The 22,194-nt window shown below is 70.8% G+C and carries 22 protein-coding genes; 7 read left to right on the top strand and 15 right to left on the bottom strand.

What is annotated here, in order from left to right:
* Positions 1-105: 105 nt before the first annotated feature.
* From ACFXGX_RS07305 to ACFXGX_RS07275, 7 genes are all read right to left on the bottom strand, one after another.
* A complete protein-coding gene (locus tag ACFXGX_RS07305; RefSeq protein ID WP_384785930.1) occupies positions 106-366 on the bottom strand; it encodes a transcriptional regulator in 261 nt (86 codons plus the stop codon).
* Entirely contained in the window at positions 363-1,004 is a 642-nt protein-coding gene (locus ACFXGX_RS07300; RefSeq protein ID WP_384785927.1) for a hypothetical protein, read from the bottom strand. Before ACFXGX_RS07300 ends, ACFXGX_RS07305 begins: the two co-directional genes overlap by 4 nt.
* 514 nt (positions 1,005-1,518) lie before the next feature.
* A complete protein-coding gene (locus ACFXGX_RS07295; protein ID WP_384786160.1) occupies positions 1,519-2,316 on the bottom strand; it encodes a carbon-nitrogen family hydrolase in 798 nt (265 codons plus the stop codon).
* A 74-nt stretch (positions 2,317-2,390) separates the two neighbouring features.
* A complete protein-coding gene (locus ACFXGX_RS07290; protein ID WP_384785924.1) occupies positions 2,391-3,158 on the bottom strand; it encodes an SDR family NAD(P)-dependent oxidoreductase in 768 nt (255 codons plus the stop codon).
* A 184-nt stretch (positions 3,159-3,342) separates the two neighbouring features.
* Positions 3,343-4,167: a TetR family transcriptional regulator gene (locus ACFXGX_RS07285; protein WP_384785921.1), complete on the bottom strand. Its 825-nt coding sequence runs from the start codon at positions 4,165-4,167 to the stop codon at positions 3,343-3,345.
* Between the two features lie 500 nt (positions 4,168-4,667).
* Complete coding sequence (locus ACFXGX_RS07280) at positions 4,668-5,621, bottom strand: NAD-dependent epimerase/dehydratase family protein (RefSeq protein WP_384785918.1); 954 nt, start codon at positions 5,619-5,621, stop codon at positions 4,668-4,670.
* Positions 5,618-6,313, bottom strand: a complete 696-nt coding sequence (locus ACFXGX_RS07275) for a ScbR family autoregulator-binding transcription factor (RefSeq protein WP_384785915.1) — start codon at positions 6,311-6,313, stop codon at positions 5,618-5,620. Before ACFXGX_RS07275 ends, ACFXGX_RS07280 begins: the two co-directional genes overlap by 4 nt.
* A gap of 120 nt (positions 6,314-6,433) precedes the next feature.
* On the opposite strand from ACFXGX_RS07275, the gene ACFXGX_RS07270 reads away from it, so the two are divergent.
* Positions 6,434-7,522, top strand: a complete 1,089-nt coding sequence (locus ACFXGX_RS07270; protein WP_384785912.1) for a ScbA/BarX family gamma-butyrolactone biosynthesis protein — start codon at positions 6,434-6,436, stop codon at positions 7,520-7,522.
* 172 nt (positions 7,523-7,694) lie between these two features.
* On the opposite strand, the gene ACFXGX_RS07265 is transcribed toward ACFXGX_RS07270, so the two are convergent.
* The 3 genes from ACFXGX_RS07265 to ACFXGX_RS07255 all read right to left on the bottom strand — a co-directional run bounded on the left by ACFXGX_RS07265 (position 7,695) and on the right by ACFXGX_RS07255 (position 9,155).
* A complete protein-coding gene (locus ACFXGX_RS07265) occupies positions 7,695-8,003 on the bottom strand; it encodes a hypothetical protein (RefSeq protein WP_384785909.1) in 309 nt (102 codons plus the stop codon).
* 475 nt (positions 8,004-8,478) lie between these two features.
* Positions 8,479-8,865, bottom strand: coding sequence for a VOC family protein (locus tag ACFXGX_RS07260; protein WP_384785906.1), 387 nt, complete (start codon positions 8,863-8,865; stop codon positions 8,479-8,481).
* Positions 8,862-9,155, bottom strand: a complete 294-nt coding sequence (locus ACFXGX_RS07255) for an ArsR/SmtB family transcription factor (protein WP_384785903.1) — start codon at positions 9,153-9,155, stop codon at positions 8,862-8,864. Before ACFXGX_RS07255 ends, ACFXGX_RS07260 begins: the two co-directional genes overlap by 4 nt.
* A gap of 196 nt (positions 9,156-9,351) precedes the next feature.
* On the opposite strand from ACFXGX_RS07255, the gene ACFXGX_RS07250 reads away from it, so the two are divergent.
* Entirely contained in the window at positions 9,352-9,792 is a 441-nt protein-coding gene (locus ACFXGX_RS07250) for a glutaredoxin domain-containing protein (protein ID WP_384785900.1), read from the top strand.
* Positions 9,793-9,825: 33 nt separating this feature from the next.
* Positions 9,826-10,155 (top strand): hypothetical protein, encoded by a 330-nt coding sequence (locus ACFXGX_RS07245; RefSeq protein WP_384785897.1) that lies wholly within the window; start codon positions 9,826-9,828, stop codon positions 10,153-10,155.
* A 151-nt stretch (positions 10,156-10,306) separates the two neighbouring features.
* Here the strand turns inward: ACFXGX_RS07245 and ACFXGX_RS07240 are convergent, their stop codons facing one another.
* Both ACFXGX_RS07240 and ACFXGX_RS07235 read right to left on the bottom strand, forming a co-directional pair.
* Positions 10,307-11,896 (bottom strand): caspase family protein, encoded by a 1,590-nt coding sequence (locus ACFXGX_RS07240; RefSeq protein WP_384785894.1) that lies wholly within the window; start codon positions 11,894-11,896, stop codon positions 10,307-10,309.
* A 64-nt stretch (positions 11,897-11,960) separates the two neighbouring features.
* Positions 11,961-12,341, bottom strand: a complete 381-nt coding sequence (locus ACFXGX_RS07235) for a hypothetical protein (RefSeq protein WP_384785891.1) — start codon at positions 12,339-12,341, stop codon at positions 11,961-11,963.
* A gap of 262 nt (positions 12,342-12,603) precedes the next feature.
* On the opposite strand from ACFXGX_RS07235, the gene ACFXGX_RS07230 reads away from it, so the two are divergent.
* Together ACFXGX_RS07230 and ACFXGX_RS07225 are read left to right on the top strand one after the other, a co-directional pair.
* On the top strand, positions 12,604-13,590 hold the full coding sequence (locus tag ACFXGX_RS07230; RefSeq protein WP_384785888.1) for a tetratricopeptide repeat protein: 987 nt from the start codon (positions 12,604-12,606) through the stop codon (positions 13,588-13,590).
* Positions 13,591-14,000: 410 nt separating this feature from the next.
* Positions 14,001-14,513, top strand: a complete 513-nt coding sequence (locus tag ACFXGX_RS07225; protein ID WP_384785885.1) for a GNAT family N-acetyltransferase — start codon at positions 14,001-14,003, stop codon at positions 14,511-14,513.
* A 93-nt stretch (positions 14,514-14,606) separates the two neighbouring features.
* Here the strand turns inward: ACFXGX_RS07225 and ACFXGX_RS07220 are convergent, their stop codons facing one another.
* Positions 14,607-15,818: a S8 family peptidase gene (locus ACFXGX_RS07220; protein WP_384785882.1), complete on the bottom strand. Its 1,212-nt coding sequence runs from the start codon at positions 15,816-15,818 to the stop codon at positions 14,607-14,609.
* A 405-nt stretch (positions 15,819-16,223) separates the two neighbouring features.
* Positions 16,224-18,095: a hypothetical protein gene (locus ACFXGX_RS07215; RefSeq protein ID WP_384785879.1), complete on the bottom strand. Its 1,872-nt coding sequence runs from the start codon at positions 18,093-18,095 to the stop codon at positions 16,224-16,226.
* A gap of 412 nt (positions 18,096-18,507) precedes the next feature.
* On the opposite strand from ACFXGX_RS07215, the gene ACFXGX_RS07210 reads away from it, so the two are divergent.
* Entirely contained in the window at positions 18,508-20,538 is a 2,031-nt protein-coding gene (locus ACFXGX_RS07210; protein WP_384786157.1) for a HelD family protein, read from the top strand.
* A gap of 10 nt (positions 20,539-20,548) precedes the next feature.
* On the opposite strand, the gene ACFXGX_RS07205 is transcribed toward ACFXGX_RS07210, so the two are convergent.
* A complete protein-coding gene (locus tag ACFXGX_RS07205) occupies positions 20,549-21,109 on the bottom strand; it encodes a YceI family protein (protein ID WP_384785876.1) in 561 nt (186 codons plus the stop codon).
* Between the two features lie 334 nt (positions 21,110-21,443).
* Between ACFXGX_RS07205 and ACFXGX_RS07200 the strand changes: the two genes are divergently transcribed.
* Positions 21,444-21,920, top strand: coding sequence for a GNAT family N-acetyltransferase (locus tag ACFXGX_RS07200; RefSeq protein WP_384785872.1), 477 nt, complete (start codon positions 21,444-21,446; stop codon positions 21,918-21,920).
* Positions 21,921-22,194: the final 274 nt, after the last annotated feature.

The raw sequence follows: 22,194 nt of genomic DNA, 5'->3' as shown, positions 1-22,194 counted from the left end.
CGGCGGTCGGTAAGGCGGTGGCCGGGGGAGGGATGCCGGGAGACGGCCGAGGGAGGGCTGCCGGGGGAGGGCGGCCGAGTGGGGCGAATGGCCGCCCCTGTCCCGTCAGTTGTGAGGTTCGGGGCTACCGGCAGCCGGTGTCGATGGCGTGGCGGTGGCGGTGGCCGTAGGTGTGGGTGTGGGTGTGGCGGTGGATGTGGTCGTACGGGCGAGCTCGGTCAGCTCGTCGAGGTCGTACAGGGCGCGCCGCGCGGTCCCGTACCGGGTGATCTTGCCGCGCCGGGCCCACTGGCGGATCGTGACCTCCTGGACGCCGAGGACGAGTGCCGCGAGCTCGGTGGGCACTCGCCGGGCGCGGGCGGTCACGCCGCCTCCCGCAGGGCGAGCCACTGACGCGGGGTCAGAACGTGTCCCGCGGCGCAGACGGGTCCGCGCAGCAGCAGGCCCTCGCCGCCCCGCCGGGGCAGGAACACCTCGGCCGTGCAGTCGGGTTCGACGCAGGGCCCGAGGGGGACGAGATCGGCCGCCGGAGCGGTGTTCTCCCGGCGCAGTCCCGCCGTCGCCCGCCCCATCTCGTCGGCGAACCGGCCGGCTTCCGGATGGGCCGCCAGCCAGCCGGTGTACCGGCCGAGGAAGGCGGCCATGCCGGCCACCGTCCGGCGCGGCGGTGCCGCGTCCGCCACCCCGTCCACCACGAGCCGCGCCCAGGCGGACAGTACGGCGACCACGTCGTGGCGGGCGTCCAGGGCCGAGGACCGCACCGGCAGAGCGGCTTCCCGGCTGCCGGTGATGCGCTGCGTGGGAGCGCCGCCGGAGGGCCTGTTCCGCTCGGACTCGCTGTGCCCGTGCAGCTCCGGCAGAGCGGCCACATCACGCACGACGGCCCGTCGGCACAGGCCGCACAGGCGACTGCCGGGCTCCGCGCGCCGCCCGCGCGGGCGGCCGGCGTCGCCGTCCGCCCTGCGGCAGCGCGTCGAGATGCACAGGGACGTTTCGTCGGCCACGGCCAACTCCTAGCGTTTTCGGGGTCGGTGAACAAGAAAGCGCCGCACGAGGCGGCGCTTCGGGGAGAGGTGAGGAGCCGCCGTACGCGTGAACGGGCCTGTGGAGCGCGGCGGTTCGGGCGGTACGGGGAGCGTCCGGAAGAAGACATACGGGCTCGGGAAAGAGCGTTACACGGCTGCCTGCCAGCCACAAGTGCCGACCCCTTCCGGAGGCGAACTCCCCGTCTACTTCGGCAAGTCCGGCGCGTGGATGCCGTGGGGCGAGTGCCGGGGCTGTCCTGACGTGGTGGTGGGCCGGTGGGCCGGAAGGTGGGAGGCGGTGGGCCGGAAGGTGAGAGGGGGGCCCGGGGACTGAGGTCGGCTCGGGGGTTCTGTCTCCCCCGAACCCGCCCCGACCTATCTCTCCCCCCGACCTAGCTGTCCCCCGACCCACTCACCGGAACTACCTACCCCGCCGAACTACCCACCCCCGAACCGCCCACCCCCGAACCGCCCCGACCAGTCCAGCTCGGTCCTACGCAGGCTGCGGCACGCCCAGGAGCCGGTCACGCAGCACCGGGAACTCCTCGCGGGTCCGGGCGACCAGGCCAGGGTCCAGCTCCACTCGAAGCACCTGCTCCCCGGCACCCGCCTCGGCGACCACCTCGCCCCACGGGTCGACGACCACGCTGTACCCGGCCTGCTCGACCCCGGCGTGTGTGCCCGCGGTGTTGCAGGCCAGTACGTACGCCTGTGACTCCACCGCGCGGGCGCGCGCCAGCAGTGACCAGTGGGAGCGTCGCCGCGCGGGCCATCCGGCCGGGACGACCAGGAGATCGGCGCCGGCGTCGACCAGCAGCCGGAACTGCTCGGGGAATCGCAGGTCGTAGCAGGTGGCCAGGCCCGCTGTCAGCCCGGTGCCGGTCAGCGGGGCGGCGACGACCTCCTGCCCGGCGGCCATCAGGGCGGCCTCGCCGCGGTCGAAGCCGAAGCGGTGGATCTTCCGGTATGTGGCGTGCAGACGGCCGTCGGGTTCGAAGAGCAGCGAGGTGTTGCGCAAGGCCCCGTCCGGGCACCGCTCGACGATCGAACCGGCGTGCAGCCACACCCCGGCGTCGCGGGCGGCCGCCCCCATCGCCGTGGCCGTGGGACCGGCCAGCGGCTCGGCCTGGGCGTCGAATCGCCCGAAGTCGAAGGCGCCGACCGGCCACAGCTCGGGCAGCACCACCAAGTCCGCGCCGCGCTCCGCACGGACCAGCTCCGCGACACGCTCGCGGCGGTCACCGGCCGTCTCGCCGGGGTCTACATCGATCTGCAGGAGCGTCGCGCGCACCGCCGTACCGTCCATGGTCGAGTCCTTTTCCGTGTGAGGCGTGATGCGTGAGGTGTGAGGTCGGGTGCCGGGTCTCAGCGCAGGTGGGAGGCGCCGTTGAGGTCGAGCACGGCGCCGCCGGCCCACTCCGCCCGCTCGGACGCCAGCCAGGCCACGGCCGCGGCGATGTCCGAGGGGTTCGCGACCCGCCCGTACGGGCTCTGCGCGCGGATGGCGTCGCCGTCCGGTCCGGTGAGCATGGGCTCGGCCAGCTCCGTGGCGACGAAGCCCGGTGCGACGGCGGTGACCGTGATGCCGTGCGGGGCGAGGGACTGGGCGAGCGACTGGGTCAGGGCGTGCACGGCCGCCTTGCTCGCCCCGTAGGCGGGGGCGTCGGGCTCGCCCCGGTAGGCGCCGCGGGAGCCGATGTTGATGATCCGGGCGCCGCGCGGGCCCTGCGGCCGGTGCATCAGGTGGTCGACGAGGCACCAGGTGAGCTGGGCGGGGCCGTGCAGGTTGACGTCGATGACGCGCCGCCACGCGGCCTGCCAGTCGGCGTACGAAGTGCTGGTGATGGGCTGCTCGGTGTAGATCCCGGCGTTGTTCACCAGGACGTCGACGGTGCCCAGGGCGGTCACGGCGGCCGTCAGCACCGCCGCGGCCTGGTCGGGGTCGGCGAGGTCGCCGGACACGACGGTGTGGCCCTCGCCGGGCAGCGCGTCCGCGACGGCCCGCGCGGCGACGGTGTCCGCGTGGCAGTGCACGGCCACGGCATGGCCGGCGGCGGCCAGTTCGGCGGCGACGGCGGCTCCGATGCCGCGGGACGCACCGGTGACGAGCGCATGGCGTCGGACGGTGGTCAAGGGGACGCTCCTTGGGTAGGGCGGGCACGGGGGAGGAGACCGGTCGCGCGGATCGGCGGGGGAGCCGAGGCGCGCCGGTGGCGGCGGGAGGTGGGAGGGCCGGGCTGCACGGGCAGAGCGGTGCGAGACGCAACGGGACGCTCTGAAAAGGTAGTTGAGCGCGGCAGGGGGAGAGTGGAGACAGTCAGCGCGCCCCCTCCGAGTCCCCGGCGGAGGAGCTGTCGTTGGCCCGGACACCGTCCCCGGCGAGAGCACTGCCCTCGGTACCTCCTGCGCAGCCGGTTTCTCCCGTGAAGCCGGCCGCTCCTGTGAAACCGGGTTCTCCCTTAAAGCCGGCTGCTCCTGCGAAGCCGGAATTTTCCGCGAAGCCGGAATCTCTCGTGAGGGCGTCGTCTCCCGCGAGGACGTCGTCCCCCGTGAGGGTGTCATGGAGACCACCGCACGTCAGGAACGCCCACAAGCTGCGCAACTCCTGAGACACGCTGCCGCCTTCCGCCCCGGACCGGACCGATGCTTCGGCGCCGGCCATCAGGTAGGCCACCAGCAGTTCCATGTCCCGCAGATCCCGGTCGCACGGCACCGGGATCCCGTCCGCCTCGGCGCGGGCCCGTTCCAGCAGGTCCCGCAGCACGCGGACCCAGCCCGCGGGCCGCTGCGCCGGGTCGGCCGTCTGTTCCTGGACCAGCCGTCCGGCCGCGCGTACGGTGACGTCCCGCTCCAGCAGCCAGGCCAGCTCTATCGTCAGGTCGATGACCACCTGGACCCCGGGGCGCGGTACGGCGGCGATGGGGCGCAGGGCGGTGAGCGTGGCCGCGTCCCCGGCGGCGCGTACGGCCTCCGCCAGGTCGCCCTTGGTGGGGAAGTGAAAGGTCAGCGCGCCCATGGTGGTGCCGGCCGTCTTGCAGATACGGGACAGGGAGGTCCCGGCGTACCCGTGCCGGTCGAACTCCGCGGCGGCGGCCGCGATCAGCGCGTGGCGGGTCTGTTCGGCCCGCAACTGTCTCACCATCACAGGACCTCCGTGCCACGACGGCGCCGTTCCCGCGGGGCGGGGGCGGCCGCAGGGGGCGGCGGGGAAGGAGGGGTCCGCTGTTCTCGACCGGGCTGCACGTTTCCTCCGGGCTGCTAGAAGGCGTTGCGCCGGTCGGGTCGGAGCGGCCCGAGGTGTCCGGTGCCGTGCGCCGCACGGTGGAGGAGACGGTTCCGCGGCGGTCGGGCCAACGGCCATCGGTCCCTGGGCCACGCGTCCCCGGGCCACCGGTCCCCGATGCTCGGGCCACCGGTCCCCGACGGTCGGCGGGACGGGGATTTCCTCGGCCCTGTTCCGGCGGTGACCGGGGCCGCGGGCCGGCGGGCTCGGCAAGGACCCCCAGACCGTGCAACACGATGTCGGTGCTTCGGTGGCTGGAGCCTATAGCCGAGCGGGTCCGGTACCGCCCCGTTCGCACACTTGGCGAACGACTTTGGCACCTTGCGGGCATCCGTCGTACGACATCGGCGCGTCCCTCATCAGGCCGCCAGGTGAACGCGGTACCAGGACGCGGACTCGGCGAGACGGGCCAGCGGGCCGGGGCCCGCGGGGCAGCCGGTGATTCGCCAGATGTCGTCGCTGCGATACCAGTGGTCGCGGGCCAGCAGCGAGAACTGACGCTCGCTCATGCTTCCCGGCACCTCACGCAGTCGGCGCAGACAGGTTTCCCAGGGCCAGTCGTCGGTGACCGGGTCCATCAGTCCGCGTTCGGTCAGCGCTGCCATCAGGTCGCGGTTGCTGACGGGCACCGGATGGCTCGCGTGGTGCACCGCGGGGCCCGCCGGGGTGTTGGTCGCGGCGAGCGTGACGATCAGCCTGGCCAGGTCCGTGACGTCGACCACCGACAGCAGCCCGCCGCCGCCGTCCCAGTGGGCCGGGACTCTGGAGCGCAGCTCCGACAGCGCGGGCACCACCCAGCGGTCACCGGCGCCGAGGACGAGTCCGGGCCGCAGCACGATCGCCCCCGCCTCCAGGGCCAGGCGCTCCCCGGCGAGCCGGGTGGCGCTGGCGGGGGAGACGGGGGCCGGGGAGACCTCGTCCACCGCGATCCCGCGGTGCGGGCCGGGCCCGTAGACCGCGGCGGTGGACAGATGCACGATCCGGGCGACGCCGGCACGCCGGGCCTCGTCCAGGAGGGCGCGGGTGCCGTGCACGTTGACGGCCTCGCACGCCTCCGGGCTGCCGGAGACCCGGGAGGCGAGGTGGACCAGTACGTCCGTGTCGCGCACCGCGCCGCGCAGTGACGCCGGGTCGGACAGGTCCCCCGGCACCCAGGACAGGCCCGGCGTGCCCGGGCCGTCGGGCGGAGCGGTCCGCGCGAGGGCGCGGACGCTGATGTCGCGCCCACCGGCGCGCCCGCGCTGCAACGCGCGCAGGACCTCGGAACCGACGAAGCCGGTGGCGCCGGTGAGCAGGACTCTGAGAGGTGTCACGCGGAAGACTCCGTTTCGGCGGCGGCGGCAGCATCGGCATCGGTGGCGGCATCGGTGGCCGTGGCGGCGGTGGTGCTGGTGGTGCCGCTGTACAGGGACAGGTCCAGTTCCGCGATGACCTCGGCCGGCGCGAGTGCCGGCAGCAGACATCGCCACATCGACGCGATCCGCTCGGGCAGGTCGGCGCGGTTGGTGGAGATCTGGGACATGATCTGCGTGCCGGTGTACGCACCCACGAGGAGCCGGGCGAAGTCGGCCTCCTGGACCTCCGGCAGGATCTGCCCCATCTCGCGGGCGCGCTCCAGCTCCTGGCGGAACTGGTCGGCCCACCACTCGTAGATCGCGTAGTCCTGGAGCTCGGTGGCCCCCTGCTCCACGGCGAGCCGTACGCCCGCCCGGAAGAGGATGTTGCTCTGCATCTCGACCGCCAGGTACGCGGTCATGTCCAGGAGCTGTTGAAGTCCGCCCTCGCCCTCCGGAGGCCGCAGGTCGGCGGCCTGTTCCAGGATGACCGCACGGGCCAGTTCCTCCTTGGACTTGAAGTGGAAGTACATGGCCCCTGTGGTGGCGCCGGCCCGGTCGAGGATCTTGTTGATGCTCGCGCCGGAGTAACCGACTTCATCGAAGACCTCGGCGGCTGCGCGCACCAGTGTTTCCCGGGTCCTGACCGCACGCTCCTGCTGACGCGCCATCGATCGACCTCCTGAATCCCTCGACAAACAAAAAGAACGACCTCTATGTTATTCGAGTCGGGCCCGACGACCAAACGGGACCGGCTCCATCTCGTGCTGAACCCAGGGGGAGATTCAGTCATGCCGTCGAACGCTGTCCAGGAGCAGGTCACCACCGCCGTCCAGGAACACGTCACCACCGCTGTACGGGAGTACGCCACCGGCTCGCTCGCACCCGTACCGCAGAGCTACACGCACAAGACCAGGCAGGAGGAGGTGCTCCTCCGGGCCTGGGAGCGCACCGGTCCGGACGCCTTCACCGTCACCGCCGAGTGGCCCCGCGACCACCGCTTCTACCGCACCCGCGATGGCCTCCTCGATCCGATGCTGCTGAGCGAAACGATCCGCCAGACCCTGCCGCTGCTTTCCCACGGCGCCTACGCCGTACCGCTCGGCCACCAGCTCCTGTGGCAGGACCTCGACTGGCACATAGCGGCTCCGGCCCCGGCCCCGGAGATACCCACGGGCCTTGAAAGCCCTCTCGCCCTGTGCGCGGGCTCGGACTCCGCACCCACGACACCCACCGGCCTCGAAGGCCCCCTCGCCCTGCGGGCGGGCTCGGACCCCACTCCCGCCCTCGTCGAACTGCGCATCACGTGCCCGAAGGTCACCTACCGCCGCGACCGCGCCGCCGCGATCGCGCTGAGCGTCGAGGTCCTGTGCGACGGCGTTCCGTTCGCCACCGCGCACTCCCGCTTCACCATCCAGGACCGTGCCGTGTACGAGCGGCTGCGCGGCCGGTACGCCGACATCGCGGCGCTTCGTGTCCTGCCGCTGTCGCCCCCGGCGTCCCCGCGACCGGTGGGCCGGGACGGCTTCGAGGACGTGGTGCTGTCTCCCACCCACACCCCCGACCGCTGGCAGTTGAGGGCCGACACCACCCACCCGATCCTCTTCGACCACGTGGTCGACCACGCCCCCGGCATGCTGCTGCTCGAGGCGGCACGCCAGGCCGCCCAGGCCCTGGCCCACCCCACACCCACCGTCGCCGTCGGCATGGAGTCCGTCTTCACCCGCTACGCGGAACTCGACGCCCCGTGCTGGATCCTGGCCGACGCCCTCCCGACCGACTCTCTCGACCGCACCCGCGTCCGCGTCACCGCCCGCCAGAACGACCGCGACATCTTCACCTCGACGGTCACCCTCGCTCCGACCCCCACCCGTCCGTAACGTGACCGGCGCACTCCGGGTCGCCATGACACTGCCCCCAGGATCGACGGACGATCTGCGGGGTGATGCCAAAGGGCCCGGAGATGCCGCCGGAGACGCTGACCGAGCATCAAGTGCAAAGTTCCTTTGAGGCTCAAGAGGTTTGCCGGTGAGTCCCGCGGCATCACTCAGGTCAACGACGCCTGCGGAACTCTTGGTAGCGCCGCTCTACGTCGGGCCTGAACCATTCGGGCACTTCACCGGCTGACCGCAGGTGTCGGCGTTCGTCGGGTGAGAGCGTCTGCGCGGAGGCGTCCACAGCCACCGCGTAGCCGCTCATCCGGGCCGACGTGTCTTCGCGTCTGAGGTCTCCCTCGAAGAAGGCGCTGCTGGCCCGGTGGCCGCCGATGACGGCTCTGAGGCGTCCGAGAAAGCGCAACTTGCCGCTCCTCTGCCGGAGTTCGTCCCGCAGAATGAGCCAGCACAGCCGCTCGTCGGTCACGTTCGGGATTGATCCTGGCGCTGTCATGTATCCCCCAAGCAGCGGATCACCCGATCCGCCTCGAGGCAGGAGCATAGGGCGAGTGTCCGGCGGACAGCTCGCCAATTGATCTCCACGCGGCCTCAAGGAACAGGCCATGGGGAGTCGCCGGCACCTTCCTCCGCGACAGGGGCACCGCTGCGGACACATCGGCTGTCGACGCACAGGCCGCCGACCTCGCCGAGGACCTGCGCGGCGACTTGGAGTCCTCGTCCGCCGCGTCAGGCTTCGTACCTCTGTGGACAGCCCCGGCCGACGGGCAGAAGACCTGTGACATGAAGGGGGCCGAGACCGCCGCCGCGACCTTGTACGGGACCGATGCGGCGAAGGCGGGGTGATGTTCGCGCGATGACATCCGCGCGTCCCCGGAACCCCACGGTCGAATCGGCCCGCACTCGGGCAGGGGATCGCGGCCGGGCATGAGTTGGGTCGGGCCCTACTTGCTGTGCACGATCTGGATCAGGTTGCCGCAGGTGTCGTCCAGCACCGCGGTGGTGACCGGGCCCATCTCCAGAGGCTCCTGGGTGAAGGTCACCCCGAGATCGCGCAACCGGTCGAACTCCGCCTGCACGTCCTCCACGGCGAACGCGGTGGCCGGGATGCCGTCCTGGACCAGCGCCGTCCTGTACGGCTGCACCGCGGGATGACCGGAGGGCTCAAGCAGCAGTTCGGTCCCGTCGGGATCTTCCGGCGAGACCACGGTCAGCCACCGGTGCTCGCCCAGGGGGACGTCATGCTTCTTCACGAATCCCAGCACCTCGGTATAGAAGCGCAGGGCCTTCTCCTGGTCATCGACGAAGACGCTGGACAGGTGGATCCTCATTCGGTGCTCTCCGATGCGTCGGGCCTGAGCCATCGGGTCGCGATGCGCTCGAGGGGTTCGGTGTTGAGGTCGTGGAATTTGTACCGGCCCTGGCGCCGCGAAACGACCAGACCCGCGGATTCCAGGACGGCCAGATGCTGGCTGATCGCCTGACGGGACAGTCCCAGACCGTGCTTGGTCACCAGCCGAGCGCACAGCTCGAACAGGGTCTGCCCGTCCCGCTCCACCAACTCGTCAAGGATCCGCCGTCGAGTGGGGTCGGCCAGCGCCTTGAAGACATCCTCCGCCACGTGCATCACCATAGGCAAGCAACAACTTGCCTATCAAGTCGAGCTTCACCCGGTCGAAGAGACGGGACGAGACGAGACGAGACAGGGCGGGGCGGGGCGGGGCGGGGCGAGACGGAGGCAGAGGCAGAGGCAGAGGCAGAGGCAGAACAGGCCCTCGTCCGATGCGAACGCCGACTCGTCGGTACCCTGCGTCATCATGATGCGTGCTTGGATCCTGCCGATGCTGCTCGTGCTCTGCGGCTCGGCCGTCGCGACGGGGATGGTCCTCAAGGGGACCCCCACCACGGCCGCAGCGGTGCTGCTGGCGTTCCTGGCGCTCGCGGGCGTGAACTCGCCCCTGATCTTCCCGAGGTCGATCGGCGCGGGGGAGGCGCAGCGTCGCAGCGCGGTCGACGGCCGGCCCATCGTCTACTGGCGTCCCGGTTGCACGTACTGCATACGCCTGCGCCTCCGGCTGGGCCGTCACGCCCGCCGCCTGCACTGGGTCAACATCTGGCGCGACCCGGCAGGAGCCGCGGAGGTGAGGGTGGCCAACGACGGCAACGAGACCGTGCCGACCGTCATCGTGGCGGGCCGGCCACACACCAACCCCGATCCTGCTTGGGTACGCGAAAACCTCTCCAGCCGCCCCAGGTGATGCGCTCCGCCCTTGTACCCATACTGTGCGGCCATGGCAGTGATGGATGTTCGCAACGAAAACAAGGGCTGGCTGGTTCTGTGGCTGGAGCCACTGGGAGAGGATCGCTGGCTGAAGCCTGGCGAGACCTTCCGTGTCCGATCCGACTACGACGGCGATGAGTTGGCCTTCTCGATCACGTTTTGGGTGAACGAGGCGGACCGGGCCGCCGGGATCGAGAACGTGACGGTCTGGATCGCTGCCGGTGATTGCTACGCACAGGTGACCGATGACGTGGGCAACATCATCGAGTGCGGCCACCAACGGCCAGAGGAGATCGCCAGGAAATGGACCAAGCTGGCATCAGTGCGCGCAGGCGCTTGACCGAGCTCGCGGCCCGACGGAACCCTGTGTCGGAGCCTGTGCCGCACGGTACCGGCCCGAGGGCAGCGCCAGGACTCGGTCTCCTTCCTACAAAACCAGTCGTCACCGCCGTACGAAGCGGGCTGGAGCCGGCTGGAGCCGAAGGCCAGGTTCAGGATCGGGTCTCGTCATGCTCCGGGCTGCGGTCCGCCGGATCGGCGATCCGTGCGAGGCCCGTCTCGGCTCTCTCGACCATCCATCGCTGGTGGATCCTGGTGCCGATCTCCAGGGCGTGCGCATAGTGCTCGCCCGCCTGCGACAAGTCGCCGGAGTGCTCCGCGCACTGGGCGACGTGAATCCGGCTCCAGCCCGCCAGATGCGGGTTGTCACCGGCCGACCCGACCCGCGCGGCGGCTTCGTAGTGCTCCCGCTCCCGGCGGGTGTCCCCGTCGTCGCGGGCCAGCTCGGCCAACTGGTGGTGGGTCCATCCGGCGGCCGTGTGGCACTGATGGATGTCCGACACCGCCAGGGACCGCTCGAAGAAGTCCTTGGCCGCCGTCACGTTGTGGTGTTCGCGCTGGTACGTGCCGAAGTTGTGCAGGCTCCAGGCTTTCAGGAGTGCGTCGCCCGTCTCGTCGGCGAGACGGTCGGCACGGGTGAAGAACTTCAGAGCCGTTTCGAAGTCCCTGGCTCGCCACCGGCAGGAGCCGAGTCCGTCCCAGGCCCAGCCCTGCTGCCTTCTGGTTCCGTGTTCTATCGCGAGGTCCAGAGCCGACCAGTAGCGGTCCTCCGCCTGGTCGAGCGCGTCCGCGTCCCGTTCCTGCATCGCCTGCTCGAGCAGCCTGTCGATGTCCGCCGATCCTGGATCGGTCTTCGCGAGGAGTCCGGCGGCCTCACCCGCCGTGGCGGCCGCGGCTGCCACGGCGCGGCTGTCGTCGTCAGTCAGGAGCCGTAGCCGCTCCGCCGCGCGAGCACGGACCCTGTTGTTGCCGATCCGGTACAGGTGGGCGAGTTGTTGCACTCCGCCGAGCCGGTCCGTGACGAGAGGGCTCAGCAAGGCGTGCTGGAGCGGCGCGGGAAGATCCCAGCCGACGTTCTGGGCGATCACAGTGCGGCCCTCGACGTTCTCCTGCTTCTTGGGCCGCTGTTGCGGCATCTCGGCGACGACTTTGTCATGGACGTAGCTATACAGCTCGTCGAGAGTGATGTCGCCGTCGCCGTCGAGGTCGGCGCTGCCGTCGCGCAGTCCCTGCACCAGATGCCCGGTGAAGACGGACCGGGGCGCGCGGCCGTGCAGGCGGTCTCCCTCGAAGGAGTACTGCGTGGCATCGGACGCGGTGAGCACCGTGCGGCCGTTGCCCTGGAACCGCTCCAGCGTGTGTACGTCGTCATCCGACTTGGCGACCAGGCCCGCGGGAAAGGCACCGCTGTAGCAGCAGTCGAGGATCAGCACCTGCCGCCGCGCTGCGCAGGTGCGCATCGCCTGGTCGATCCGCTCCGCGGCCAGGGAGGTGAACATGAGGTTGGAGCGGCGGGTGTCCGTCGCGGCCAGATGAAGCCGGCCCTCCTCGTCCTTGAGACCGTGTCCCGTGAAGTACAGCAACGTGAGATCGTCGTGGCGGCGGTCGCGGAAGAATTCGCCGAGGACCGCGCCGATTCGGTGCTGCGGTTCGTTCACGAGGATCGTCACCTCGAACCCGGCGATCTCCGGATCGCGCAACACCTCGGCCAGTGCCTCGGCGTCGTGGCCGGGCGCGGTCATTGCGCCAGCCCCTCGTCCTCGTAGTCGTGGGTGGCGATCAGTAAGGCGAATCGGCGTCCCACGGCTACTCCCCACCCACTCCATGGCGGCGCACGAACGCGTCGAGCAGTTGCCGCCGTTCCTCCGGAGTCGCATGCTCCACGTCCACCGTGTCGCCGTCGATGGTGACCGAGACCCGATGCCGGGCGGACTGCCGGCCGAGCCAGTCCTGCAGCAGACCGACCAATGAGGTCAGCACTCCGCCAGGAGCGCTCAGCGCCAGGACCACCGCACCCGCGGTGAGCGCGTCGACCCCCTTGGCGCCCTCGGGCGGAACACCGTCCGCGAACACCTGCGACGTGTGGATGTGACGCTCGCGGAGTTCGGCGCGGAGTCGCAGCGCCAGCCGCTCGGTCTCCACCGCGTTCGCGGCCTCGTCCGGCACCAGCCCCAGCAGCACATCCATGGCACGCCCCCGATCGGCCATGGATCCGCCCGTCCCACCGTCCCATGGCGCAGTGACCAGTGTGGCAAGTCGGACTGCTCCACGGAGGCGAATCGAGGAAGCCGGAAAAGCCCCTGTGCCCAGCCCCGGAGAACCTGGCCTGCGCGATGCCAGGCAACTCGCGGGTCGGGCATCCCCAGAGCAGTCTGGCCACCGCGCCTGCCGACGTCGCACTGGTCGAGGTGCCTCCCAAGCGGGGCATTCGAGGTTCTACGATCTTCGGATGACGTCGAATCGAGCGGTGGCGGGCGGGATCGGTCTTGCGCGGGTGATGGCGCACTGTGGCGGCAGCCCCGCTGCGGCCGTCCACCATGTCGCCGGCGCCATCGCCGCCGCACCCGAGGATCCGGAACCGTACGCGGTGCTCGCCGCACTGTGGGCGGAGCAGCGGGCGGACCTGGCCGAGCTCCTTGAAGGCGCCGACTCGTTGCGGTCCGTGCTGGCGTGGTCGTACGTCAGCTTCATCGAGAACGACATGGATACCGCGGTGATGGCGATCGGATCGGTCACGGGCGCGAAGCCCACCATCGCCTGGGCCAACGCCCCCTGGTTCAGGGACGTACGGTTCCTGGAGGCGGTGACCGCCAACGCCCTGGCCGAAGCCGTCATGCGGACGACGGACCACGCCCGCGCTCTGGATGCCCCCGGCACCCGGGAGAAGCTTCGCCCCTGGTTCGGCCTGATCGAAGTGGTCTGTGCCCGAGAGCCGGTGCCCGAGGCGATGGCCAAGATGGCGATCTTCCTGCGGGCCTGCGGTCTCACCGACGCGTCGTTCGCCCTCTGCGACCGGGCGGATGCCATGGAACGGATCATGCTGACGGAAGTCGTACGGGCGGGGACATGGCGGAAACTGGGGGATCCCGAGCAGACCGCGGCGGCGTTCGAACGCGCTCTGGCCCTGGACCCGACCAACTGGTCGCTGTATCTCGACCTGGCCGACCTCCGCGCCGAACAAGGCGACTTCGCCGCCGCTGTCCAGCTCACAAGGCAGGCGCTGGAGCACGAACCGGACGACGTCACGCTTCGCGCGGCCGGCGCCGCCTACCGCGCGCGGCTCACGGGCTCACCCGACGACCTGCGTGACTTCACAGGACTGGCACCGCACCTGCCGGACAGCCCGTACCGCGACCTGCTCATCGACCACGCCTGTTCCGGTCCTGCCCTGTCCCCAGAACTCGTGGCCGAGGCTCGCCGCTTCCAGAGCGGCTGAGGCCGCGCAGGAGGGTGGCAATAGCCGGACGCCGTCGGCTGTGCGACGCGAGAGATCTGTCGGGATGCATCTCCTGTGCGAAGGAGGGGACTGACAGCGGTGCCGTTTTGCCGTCCGCTCGGCCGAATCACCGAAGGCCGACGGTTCGGCCGTGCTGTAGATCTTCTTCTTGCATGATGGTGGCAATTGCAAGTCATGTTCAATAAGATGGATGCGTGTGGATGCGCGTCCTGGTCAGCCACACGCATCCATTACCTGTGCCGGGGGGCGTCTTGCGGTACCTGAACACGGCCGAGGCCATACACGCATGGACTCACGGGTGGGCCGTTTCGCGCGGCGCGGCCCAACCCGTCCCCGCCGCCTGGGGGTTCACCGTTGACGTCGGGCTGCGTGGGCACGTCATACGCCACGTGCTGTCGGCCGGCGACGAAACGGTCGTCCGTAAGATCACCGAGAACACTGCCGCACCCGGTGTCTGGCTGAAGACGCCCACGCCACCGGAGGCGGTCGAATCCTGGCTCGGGCCCGGCTGGTCCCTCGCCGGCGGCCCCGGCTTCCTGATGGCCGCTCCTTCGCGTCCCATCCAGGCCGAAGCCCCGCCGGCAATCACCGAAGGCTACCGGCTGGACACCTGGACCCGGGCCGGCCTCACCCGCGCCCTGGTCCGTTCCGCCGACGGCGCCTTCGCCGCGCGCGGTCAGGTCGCCGTCACGGGCTCCGCCTATGTCGTCGACCAGGTCGAGACCGACCCCGCTCATCAACGCCGGGGTCTGGGCCGCCTGTTGATGCGCACGCTCGCCGAGGCCGCGGCCGGGCAGGGGGCCACGACAGGTGTGCTGGTCGCGACGCCTGAGGGCCGGGCTTTGTACGAGACGTTGGGGTGGCACGTAATGTCCCCGCTGACCAGCGCCGTACGGAACTGAGCCCTGCTCGACACCTCGGTGCCGGCCCGGGAGCACGGGAAGCTCGACCGGGGATCCGGCCGAGCTTCCTGCCTCAATCGCCTATGCCCCTGATCAGGGAACGAGCTTCAGCAGCTTGTTCGGGGAGCCCGAACCGATACCGCTGAGGACTCCACTGGTCGCGCCGTTGACCAGCGCGCTGCCGACGGTCGCGGGGGAAGCGCCCGGGTGGGCCGTCAGGTAGAGGGCGGCGGCCCCGGAGACGTGCGGGGCGGCGAACGACGTGCCGTTGCCCGTGTACGTGGCCGAGTCGGAGGTGTTCCAGGCCGCCGTGATTCCGGAGCCGGGGGCGAAGAGGTCGACCCTGGAGCCGTAGTTGGAGTAGGTCGCCCGTGCGTCGGTGCTGGTCGTCGCGCCGACGGTCAGCGCTTCCGTGACCCGGGCGGGGGAGTAGTTCGACGCCAGGGCGCCCGAGTTGCCCGCCGCGATGGAGTACGTCACCCCAGAGGCGATGGAGTTCTTCACCGCGTTGTCCAGCGAGGTGCTGGCGCCGCCGCCGAGGGAGACGTTGGCGACGGAGTTGGCCACATGGTTGGCGGTGATCCAGTCCACGCCCGCGATGACCCCGGCGGTCGTGCCGGAGCCGTCGTTGCCGAGGACCCGTACGGCGACGACCTTCGCCTTCTTGGCCACGCCGTAGGTGGTTCCGGCGGCGACGGTCGCGACGAACGTACCGTGGCCGTAGCCGTCCTGCGCGGTGGCGTCGTTGTCGACGAAGTCCCACCCGTAGGAGGCGCGGCCCGCGATGTCCTGGTGGGTGATCCGCACGCCGGTGTCCAGTACGTACACGGTCGACCCGCTGCCCCCGTCGTCGGGAGAGGTGTACGTGCCGCTCAGCGGAAGGTTCGTCTGGTCGATCCGGTCCAGACCCCAGGGAGCGTTGGTCTGGGTGCCGAGGGTGTGGACGACCTGGTCCTGTTCGACCGAGGCGACGTCGGGGTCGGCCGCCAGCCTTCTGGCCTGGGCGCCGGTGAGGTGGGCGGCGTAGCCGTTGAGCGCCGCGGTGAACGTCCGCCTGACGGTGCCTCCGTACTCGGCCACCAGGCTCTTCCCGTGCGGGGCGGTGGCCTTGAAGCCGACGTTCTTCTTGAGCGTGACGATGTAGCTGCCGGGAACGGCGTCGGAGGAATGCGCCCCTAAGACGGTTCCCTCGGCCGGCGTGGCCTGGGCGGGGAGGGCGGAAAGGGCGCCGACTGCGGTCGCCGCGGCGGCCGTTGTGGCGATCGCCGCCGCGATGCGCCGCTTCATGGTGCGTACTGCTGCCATGTGAGGAGGTCCTTTGCGATCGGGCGCGGAATCCTGGTGCGGATCCCCGCCGAACCATGCGTGGCACTCGGGTCGGTGCCACACAGCGACCATGGGTTCCGGGTCCGGCGATCGAAAAGGCATTACATGCACACGTCATGAATCTGTCACGCGCGGCCATCCTGTGCAGCACTGCGGCCACAGGAGGCCACAGGAGGCCACAGGAGGCCACGTCACCGCGGCGAGAGGGGCTACGACCGCCGCACGCCGACGGCTGTGGATCGCCGTCCGCCGTCAGGTGGCCGCCAGGGCCGCCGTCGCCGGCAGGCAGTCGCAGGGCCGCCGTCACCGGCAGGCAGTCGCCAGGGCCGCTTGTGCGTCGGTGCGTCGGCAGGCGTCGTCCGGACCGCCGCACGTCCCCGATCGTCAGGCCACCGGCCCCTGACCCCCGCGGACCAGCCGCCAGGCTTCCGTGAACAACGCGGGAAGCGTGTCCGGCAGGAGCTCGAAGGCCCGCACCTCGTCCCCGGAGAAGTGCAACTGCGCCCCGATCAGCGGTACTTTCCAGGTCTCCATCGGTGGCAGAGGCTTCTTGGCGTGCGCCCACGGTCCGGGCAGGAAGAGGGTGCGCCCCGCGCGCGGTCTGCGGTCCTCGACCACCAGAGCACGCGCTGTCAGCTCTGCCGCGGCCGCCTTGTGGCGGGTCGGGGTCCATGCGTTCCAGCGCCGTACGTTGCGGTCCGACGGGGCCGGGAGCAGCAGGAGTTGGAGATAGAGGGCGGCGGCGTCCTCGGACAGACCGAGGGTGGCGACGACGTCGGCGACGATGTCCGGGACACAGGCGCGCGGGTCGGACTCGTAGCGGCCCGGGGGCAGATCGCCGGCGGCGACGCGGGCGGTGATGCGGTCGCCGGTGCCGTCCGTGAGCCAGTCGGAGCGCCGGTTCCCAAGGCTGTAGCGGGCCATGCTCTCGTTGAGCAGCCTGGCCGCAGCGTCGCCTGCGGCGAGCAACTCGCGCAGATGGCGCACGACTTCGGGCATCCCCTCGCGCACGGGGTCTCCGGCGGGGAGGTCCGGGTACGCCCACACCAGGCCGGCGAAGACGGCGTCCACGAGCAAGTCCGCCTCGTACCGGCGCGTGATATCCCACGGGGTCCTCGGGACGGGCTGCTCGGGCGGGCCGGGCCGGACCCGCGGGCGGAAGCCCGGTGGCACAGTGGAGTCCGTCGGGTCGAGGAACAGATGGCACAGGTGGGCCGCCGGCATCCGGCTCTCCAGGGCGACCGCGGCCTGCCAGGTGCTCCACGGCGGGGTCGGGCGGGCTCCGTGCTGCTGTGCCCAGGCCGCGGCGGCGCGCTCCGCGACGCGGGCCGGGCTGCCCGGCTCCCACAGGTCCGCGGGGTCCTCGGGCATCACGTCGGCGAGCAGGGCGTTCCGCCCCGAGTCACCCAGCATCGCCAACTCTTCGCGCGCCGAGTCGAGTTCGCCGTTCTTGAAGCCGAACACGGTACGTTCGTGCTGGTCGAGGAAGGGCTTGTAGTAGCTGCCCGCGCCGGGGTTGCCGGCCAGGACGAGGGCCGCGGCGGGGCGGCTCAGCCCGGTCGCCTCGCTCAGGGCGAGTACCGCGTCCGCGTCCCAGGTGACCGGGCCGCGCTCCCGGACGAGCTCCACCAGGCGTCGTAGCTGCGAGGGAGTGCCCCAGCCGTGCCGGCAGTCCACGACGTGCAGCGGCTCCTCGGGGCGCGGGGCTGCTTCGCCACCGGGCAGAACGGCCTCGAAGTAGAGCGTTCTGCGCGCACCCGGCAGATGCAGGCCGAAGGAGACCCCCTGGTGGTCGCGGGCGTTGAACGAGATCGGCCCGGCGAGCCGGCCCACGCGGAAGCGGTAGGCCGGATCGGCGAACGGCGTGCCCGCCCACATCTCCAGGAAGCGGAGCACCACTTCGCGGCGCTCCGGCCTGGTCGCGGGGGACGCCGCGCGCATGGCGAGCCCGCCCGTGCGTCCTACGACGTCCGTCCAGGTGCCCGATCCGGGAAGCCGGACTTTCCGTCCGCTCGGATCGGGCGCCCAACTGGCAATGACTTCCGGCCAGGTGCCCTCCGGCGACAGGTGGACCTCCTGTTCGCCCGGATCGAGTGCCCGACTGCCTTCGACGTAGCGTCCGATGCGCTCGATGTCCTCGAAGGTACCGAAGCTCCAGCCTTCCGGGACATGGACGAGACCCCCCAGGGCGCCGCCTATCGCGTGGCTGTCCCGCATGCGGGAAGGCAGAGGCGGAGCCGTCTCGATGTCGTTCATGGGTCAGATCATGGCGGACGGCACTGACATCGGGCCGTAGGGGTGTATGGCGAGAGGGGCGTATGTTGAGAGGGGCGTAGGGCGAGCGTCTCGACATGGAGCGCTGCCCACTTTCCCGCAGGATGAAGGCGTGGTCCCAGCGGGCGGTCTCATCGAGGATGCACGCGGGGGCGAGATCGAGTCCGGCCACGGCGCGAACCCGCTCGAACAGTCCAGGTGCCGCCGAGAGGACCGGTGACGTCACCCCTCCGGTGCGGGTACAGGTGCAGACGGCCGTGCCGCACGGCGCGGTGGTTGCGACTCCTCGACACACTCGATACTGAGGGTCGATTCGAGGAGAGGACCGCTGTTGCCGCCGTTCAACGAGGGTGCCGCAGAACAGGTCGAGGCGGAGCAGGTTCACGTGGCCGCCATGTACGGGCTGCTCGACGAGCGGTTGGCGGATGTACGGGCACAGTTGGCGGATGTGCTGAGGTCGCCGGCCGACAGCCCCGGCGAGGTGTACGAGCGCGATGCGGCCGCGGAGCGACTGGCACGCGGCCTCCGCCGGCTGGAGGGAGCCGAGGAGGGGCTGGCGTTCGGCCGGATCGACGGTGCGGAGGGAACCGCCCTGCACATCGGACGAGTCGGGCTGCACGTGGATGACCGCGATGTACCGCTGCTCGTCGACTGGCGGGCGGACGCGGCGCGGCCCTTCTACGAGGCGACGGCCGTCCATCCGATGGGGCTGCGGCGGCGCCGTCATCTTCGCGTCGAGGACCGTGCCGTACGGACGGTGAGCGACGAGCTCCTGGACGGATCCGCGGCCGCGGCCGATGACGTCGTCGGCGACAGTCCCTTGACCGAGGCGCTGGAGGCACGGCGCACGGGACGGATGCGTTCGGCGGTGGCGACGCTCCAGGCGGAGCAGGACGCCATCGTCCGATCCCCGCACCGGGGGGTCACGGTGGTGCAGGGCGGCCCCGGCACGGGCAAGACCGTGGTCGCGCTGCACCGGGCGGCGTACGTGCTGTACGCGTTCCCGGGCGCCGCCGCCCGGGGTGTGCTGGTCCTCGGGCCGAACACGCGGTTCCTCGACTACGTGTCCCAGGTGCTGCCCTCTCTTGGGGAGAACGACGTGCTCCTGGCGACCTGCGAGGAACTGGCCGGGGTGGTGCCCGGGGCCGCGGAACCGTTCGACGTCGCGCGCCTCAAGGGGAGCTCCGCGCTGGCCGAGGCTCTCGCGGACCTGGTGCGTTCCCGGCAGGCCCCTGGCAGCGGCTTCACGGTGCGCGTCGGGCAGGAGCAGGTCCGCTTGGAGAGCGTGGATGTCGCCGCGGCGCGGGAGGCCGCGACGGCGAGCGGCCTGGCGCACAACCGTGCCCGGGAGGTGTTCAAGGAGCACCTGATCGGCACGGTCACGCGTGCCCTGGAGCGCGGCGCCGTCGAGGCCCTGGAACACATCGACGCCGAGATCGCCGAGAGCACGGGCATGAATCTCGACGCCGCGGCCGCGTCCGACCTGCGAGCTCTCGGCTTCGACGACGCTCCGGCCGGCGACCCGGCCGAGGAGGTGTTCGACGCCGGCGCCGCCCGCGCGAACCTCATGGGCGACGCCCACGTCGACCACGCGGTGGAAGCCCTCTGGCCGCGACTGACGCCCGAAGGGCTCGTACGGACCCTGCTGGTGGACCCCCGCATGATGGCCAGGCACCTGGCGTCCCTCACCGGCGACGAACGTTCCCGGCTGGTACGTCCTCCTGACGCCCCGTGGACCGATGCCGATCTGCCCCTGCTGGACGAGGCGGCAGCCCTGGTGGACGGGCCGCCGGAGCAGTCGTACGGGCACGTCGTGGTCGACGAGGCACAGGAGCTGACCGCCATGCAGTGGCGGATGGTGATGCGCCGATGCCCGGCCAGGTCGATGACGCTGGTGGGCGACTTCGCCCAGGCGGGCGCCCTGACCGTGGCCAGCGACTGGTCCCAGGCGCTGGGCCCGCATCTCGGCGGCCGGTTCGCCCTGCACACACTGACCGTCAGCTACCGCACGACGCAGGAGATCCTGGCGACCACCCACGGCCTCCTGTCCCGGATCGCCCCCGGACAGACACCGAGCCGTTCGATCCGCCATGGTGAGCCTCCGCGGCGGCTCACCGCGACACCGCACACCATCAGCACCACCGTGGCCGAGGAACTCCGGGCGCAGACCGAGGCCCACCCGAGTGAACTGCTCGCCGTGATCTGCGCGGACGACCGGGTCGAGGAGCTGGCATCCGCGGGTGTGGCCCGGTGGGCACGCCTCGTACCGGCCTCCGAGGCCCGCGGCCTGGAGTTCGACGCGGTCGTCATCGTCGCCCCGGAGGAGATCGCCACAGCCCGCCCCAGCGGCGAGCGCGACCTGTACGTCGCCCTCACGCGCGCCACCAAGAGACTGTGCACGATCGCCGTCGACGCGACATCGTGATCGAGCCCCGTCAGGCGTCCTTGATCGCGGAGATCTCGAACTCGAGCTGGATCTTCTCGCTCACCAGGACACCGCCGGTCTCCAGCGCCGCGTTCCAGATGACGCCGTAGTCCTTGCGGTTGATGGAGAGCGAGCCTTCCAGGCCGACCCGAACGTTGCCGAACGGGTCGGTGGCGGTGCCCTCGTAGATGAAGGGGATCGTCACCGACTTGGTGACGTCCTTGATGGTGAGATCCCCGGTGACGTCGAAACTGCTGTCGCCGCTGCGGTGGACGGCCGTGGAGACGAACGTGATCTGCGGGTACTCGTCCATGTTGAAGAAGTCGTTGCTGCGCAGGTGCTTGTCGCGATCGGCGTTGCGGGTGTCGACGCTCTTGGCCTCGATGGTCACCTTGCCCCCCGACCTGGACGGGTCGGAGCCGTCGAAGGACGCGCTGCCCTCGAACTCGGTGAACGCGCCGCGGACCTTGGTGACCATCGCGTGCCGGGCAATGAAGCCGATACGGCTGTGCGCGGCGTCGATGGTGTAGCGGCCGGTCAAGGGGGACAGATCGGTGGGGAACGAGGTCATCGCGGGACTCCTCGGGTCAGCACGCCATGAGGTGCACAACGGACATGGAAAACCTAACGGTCATGCTGTGCGCGCGCCCGTCGGCACGGCACGGCACCACGCGGCCGCCCGGCCGGATCCACGGTCCGGAACACCCGAAGAGCCCGCCGCCTTCCGGGTGAACCCGTCCCGCCTGGCCGTCGCCGCACCACGGCCGCGACTCCCTCATCCGACTTCCCCGGCATGGTCAGGCCGAAGTGGTGAAACGTCCTCGGCGGCGGGCATCGCCTGAAATGATCGAACCGGCTCATCGCGACGCAACCGACCGCTCACAATCACCAGCCGGGAGGCTCCGATGGATGTAGTGCTGCGAGAGGTGAGAGACACCGACCTGCCAGTGTTCTTCACTCACATGAACGATGCCGAGGGGATCCGTATGGCAGCGTTCACTGCCAAGGACCCGTCGGACGCCGACCATTTCCAATCCCACTGGGCACGGATCCGCCAGGATCCAGCCGTCGTCAATCGCACCGTCGTCGGCGAAAGCGGTGAGGTCGTCGGGCACGTGGCCGTCTACGGCCCGCCCGAGGAACGCGAGGTCACGTACTGGATCGGGCGGCAGTACTGGGGCCGAGGAGCCGCGACCGCCGCGCTGCGCGGGCTCCTCGCCATCGCGGTCACGCGCCCGCTGCACGCCCGCGCGGCTGCGGACAACGCCGGTTCCATCCGGGTCCTGGAGAAGTGCGGATTCGTGGTCACCGGCAATGACCGGGGCTTCGCGAACGGGCGAGGCGAGGAAGTCGACGAGGTGCTCCTCACATTGCACGGCTGATTCAGCTCGGCTGAAGGAGATCCGGTCGGGAACTGCTCCACGGATCACTCGACGCTGTGGTCCGCACATGGACACGGCTGCCTCACCACGCGTCCTTGTCATCGGTCTGGATCCGTATCGGGTTCAACAGCACCCCGGCCACGATGTACGAGGCTGCCGCCCGATGGATCGAGTGACAGCAGCCGGGGGGGCGGCGGGGGGGGGGGGGGGGCCCCGGGGGCCCCCCCGGGGGGTGGGGGGGGAGAGTGTAAGTGGGGAGGGGGGCAAAAAACAC

Origin of the sequence: Streptomyces sp. NPDC059371, assembly GCF_042751995.1 — a bacterium.
Taxonomy (GTDB): Bacteria; Actinomycetota; Actinomycetes; order Streptomycetales; family Streptomycetaceae; genus Streptomyces.
The sequence above is the reverse complement of the archived record's forward strand: the minus strand, read 5'-3'. Positions and strand labels throughout refer to the sequence as shown.

Bases quoted from the DNA above. Each gene is read 5' to 3' on its own strand.
- ACFXGX_RS07285 (WP_384785921.1), bottom strand. From the start codon at position 4,167: ATGGTGAGACAGTTGCGGGCCGAACAGACCCGCCACGCGCTGATCGCG.
- ACFXGX_RS07275 (WP_384785915.1), bottom strand. From the start codon at position 6,313: ATGGCGCGTCAGCAGGAGCGTGCGGTCAGGACCCGGGAAACACTGGTG.
- ACFXGX_RS07270 (WP_384785912.1), top strand. From the start codon at position 6,434: ATGCCGTCGAACGCTGTCCAGGAGCAGGTCACCACCGCCGTCCAGGAA.
- ACFXGX_RS07260 (WP_384785906.1), bottom strand. From the start codon at position 8,865: ATGAGGATCCACCTGTCCAGCGTCTTCGTCGATGACCAGGAGAAGGCC.
- ACFXGX_RS07250 (WP_384785900.1), top strand. From the start codon at position 9,352: ATGATGCGTGCTTGGATCCTGCCGATGCTGCTCGTGCTCTGCGGCTCG.
- ACFXGX_RS07245 (WP_384785897.1), top strand. From the start codon at position 9,826: ATGGCAGTGATGGATGTTCGCAACGAAAACAAGGGCTGGCTGGTTCTG.
- ACFXGX_RS07240 (WP_384785894.1), bottom strand. From the start codon at position 11,896: ATGACCGCGCCCGGCCACGACGCCGAGGCACTGGCCGAGGTGTTGCGC.
- ACFXGX_RS07235 (WP_384785891.1), bottom strand. From the start codon at position 12,341: ATGGATGTGCTGCTGGGGCTGGTGCCGGACGAGGCCGCGAACGCGGTG.
- ACFXGX_RS07230 (WP_384785888.1), top strand. From the start codon at position 12,604: ATGACGTCGAATCGAGCGGTGGCGGGCGGGATCGGTCTTGCGCGGGTG.
- ACFXGX_RS07220 (WP_384785882.1), bottom strand. From the start codon at position 15,818: ATGGCAGCAGTACGCACCATGAAGCGGCGCATCGCGGCGGCGATCGCC.
- ACFXGX_RS07215 (WP_384785879.1), bottom strand. From the start codon at position 18,095: ATGAACGACATCGAGACGGCTCCGCCTCTGCCTTCCCGCATGCGGGAC.
- ACFXGX_RS07210 (WP_384786157.1), top strand. From the start codon at position 18,508: ATGTACGGGCTGCTCGACGAGCGGTTGGCGGATGTACGGGCACAGTTG.
- ACFXGX_RS07205 (WP_384785876.1), bottom strand. From the start codon at position 21,109: ATGACCTCGTTCCCCACCGATCTGTCCCCCTTGACCGGCCGCTACACC.
- ACFXGX_RS07200 (WP_384785872.1), top strand. From the start codon at position 21,444: ATGGATGTAGTGCTGCGAGAGGTGAGAGACACCGACCTGCCAGTGTTC.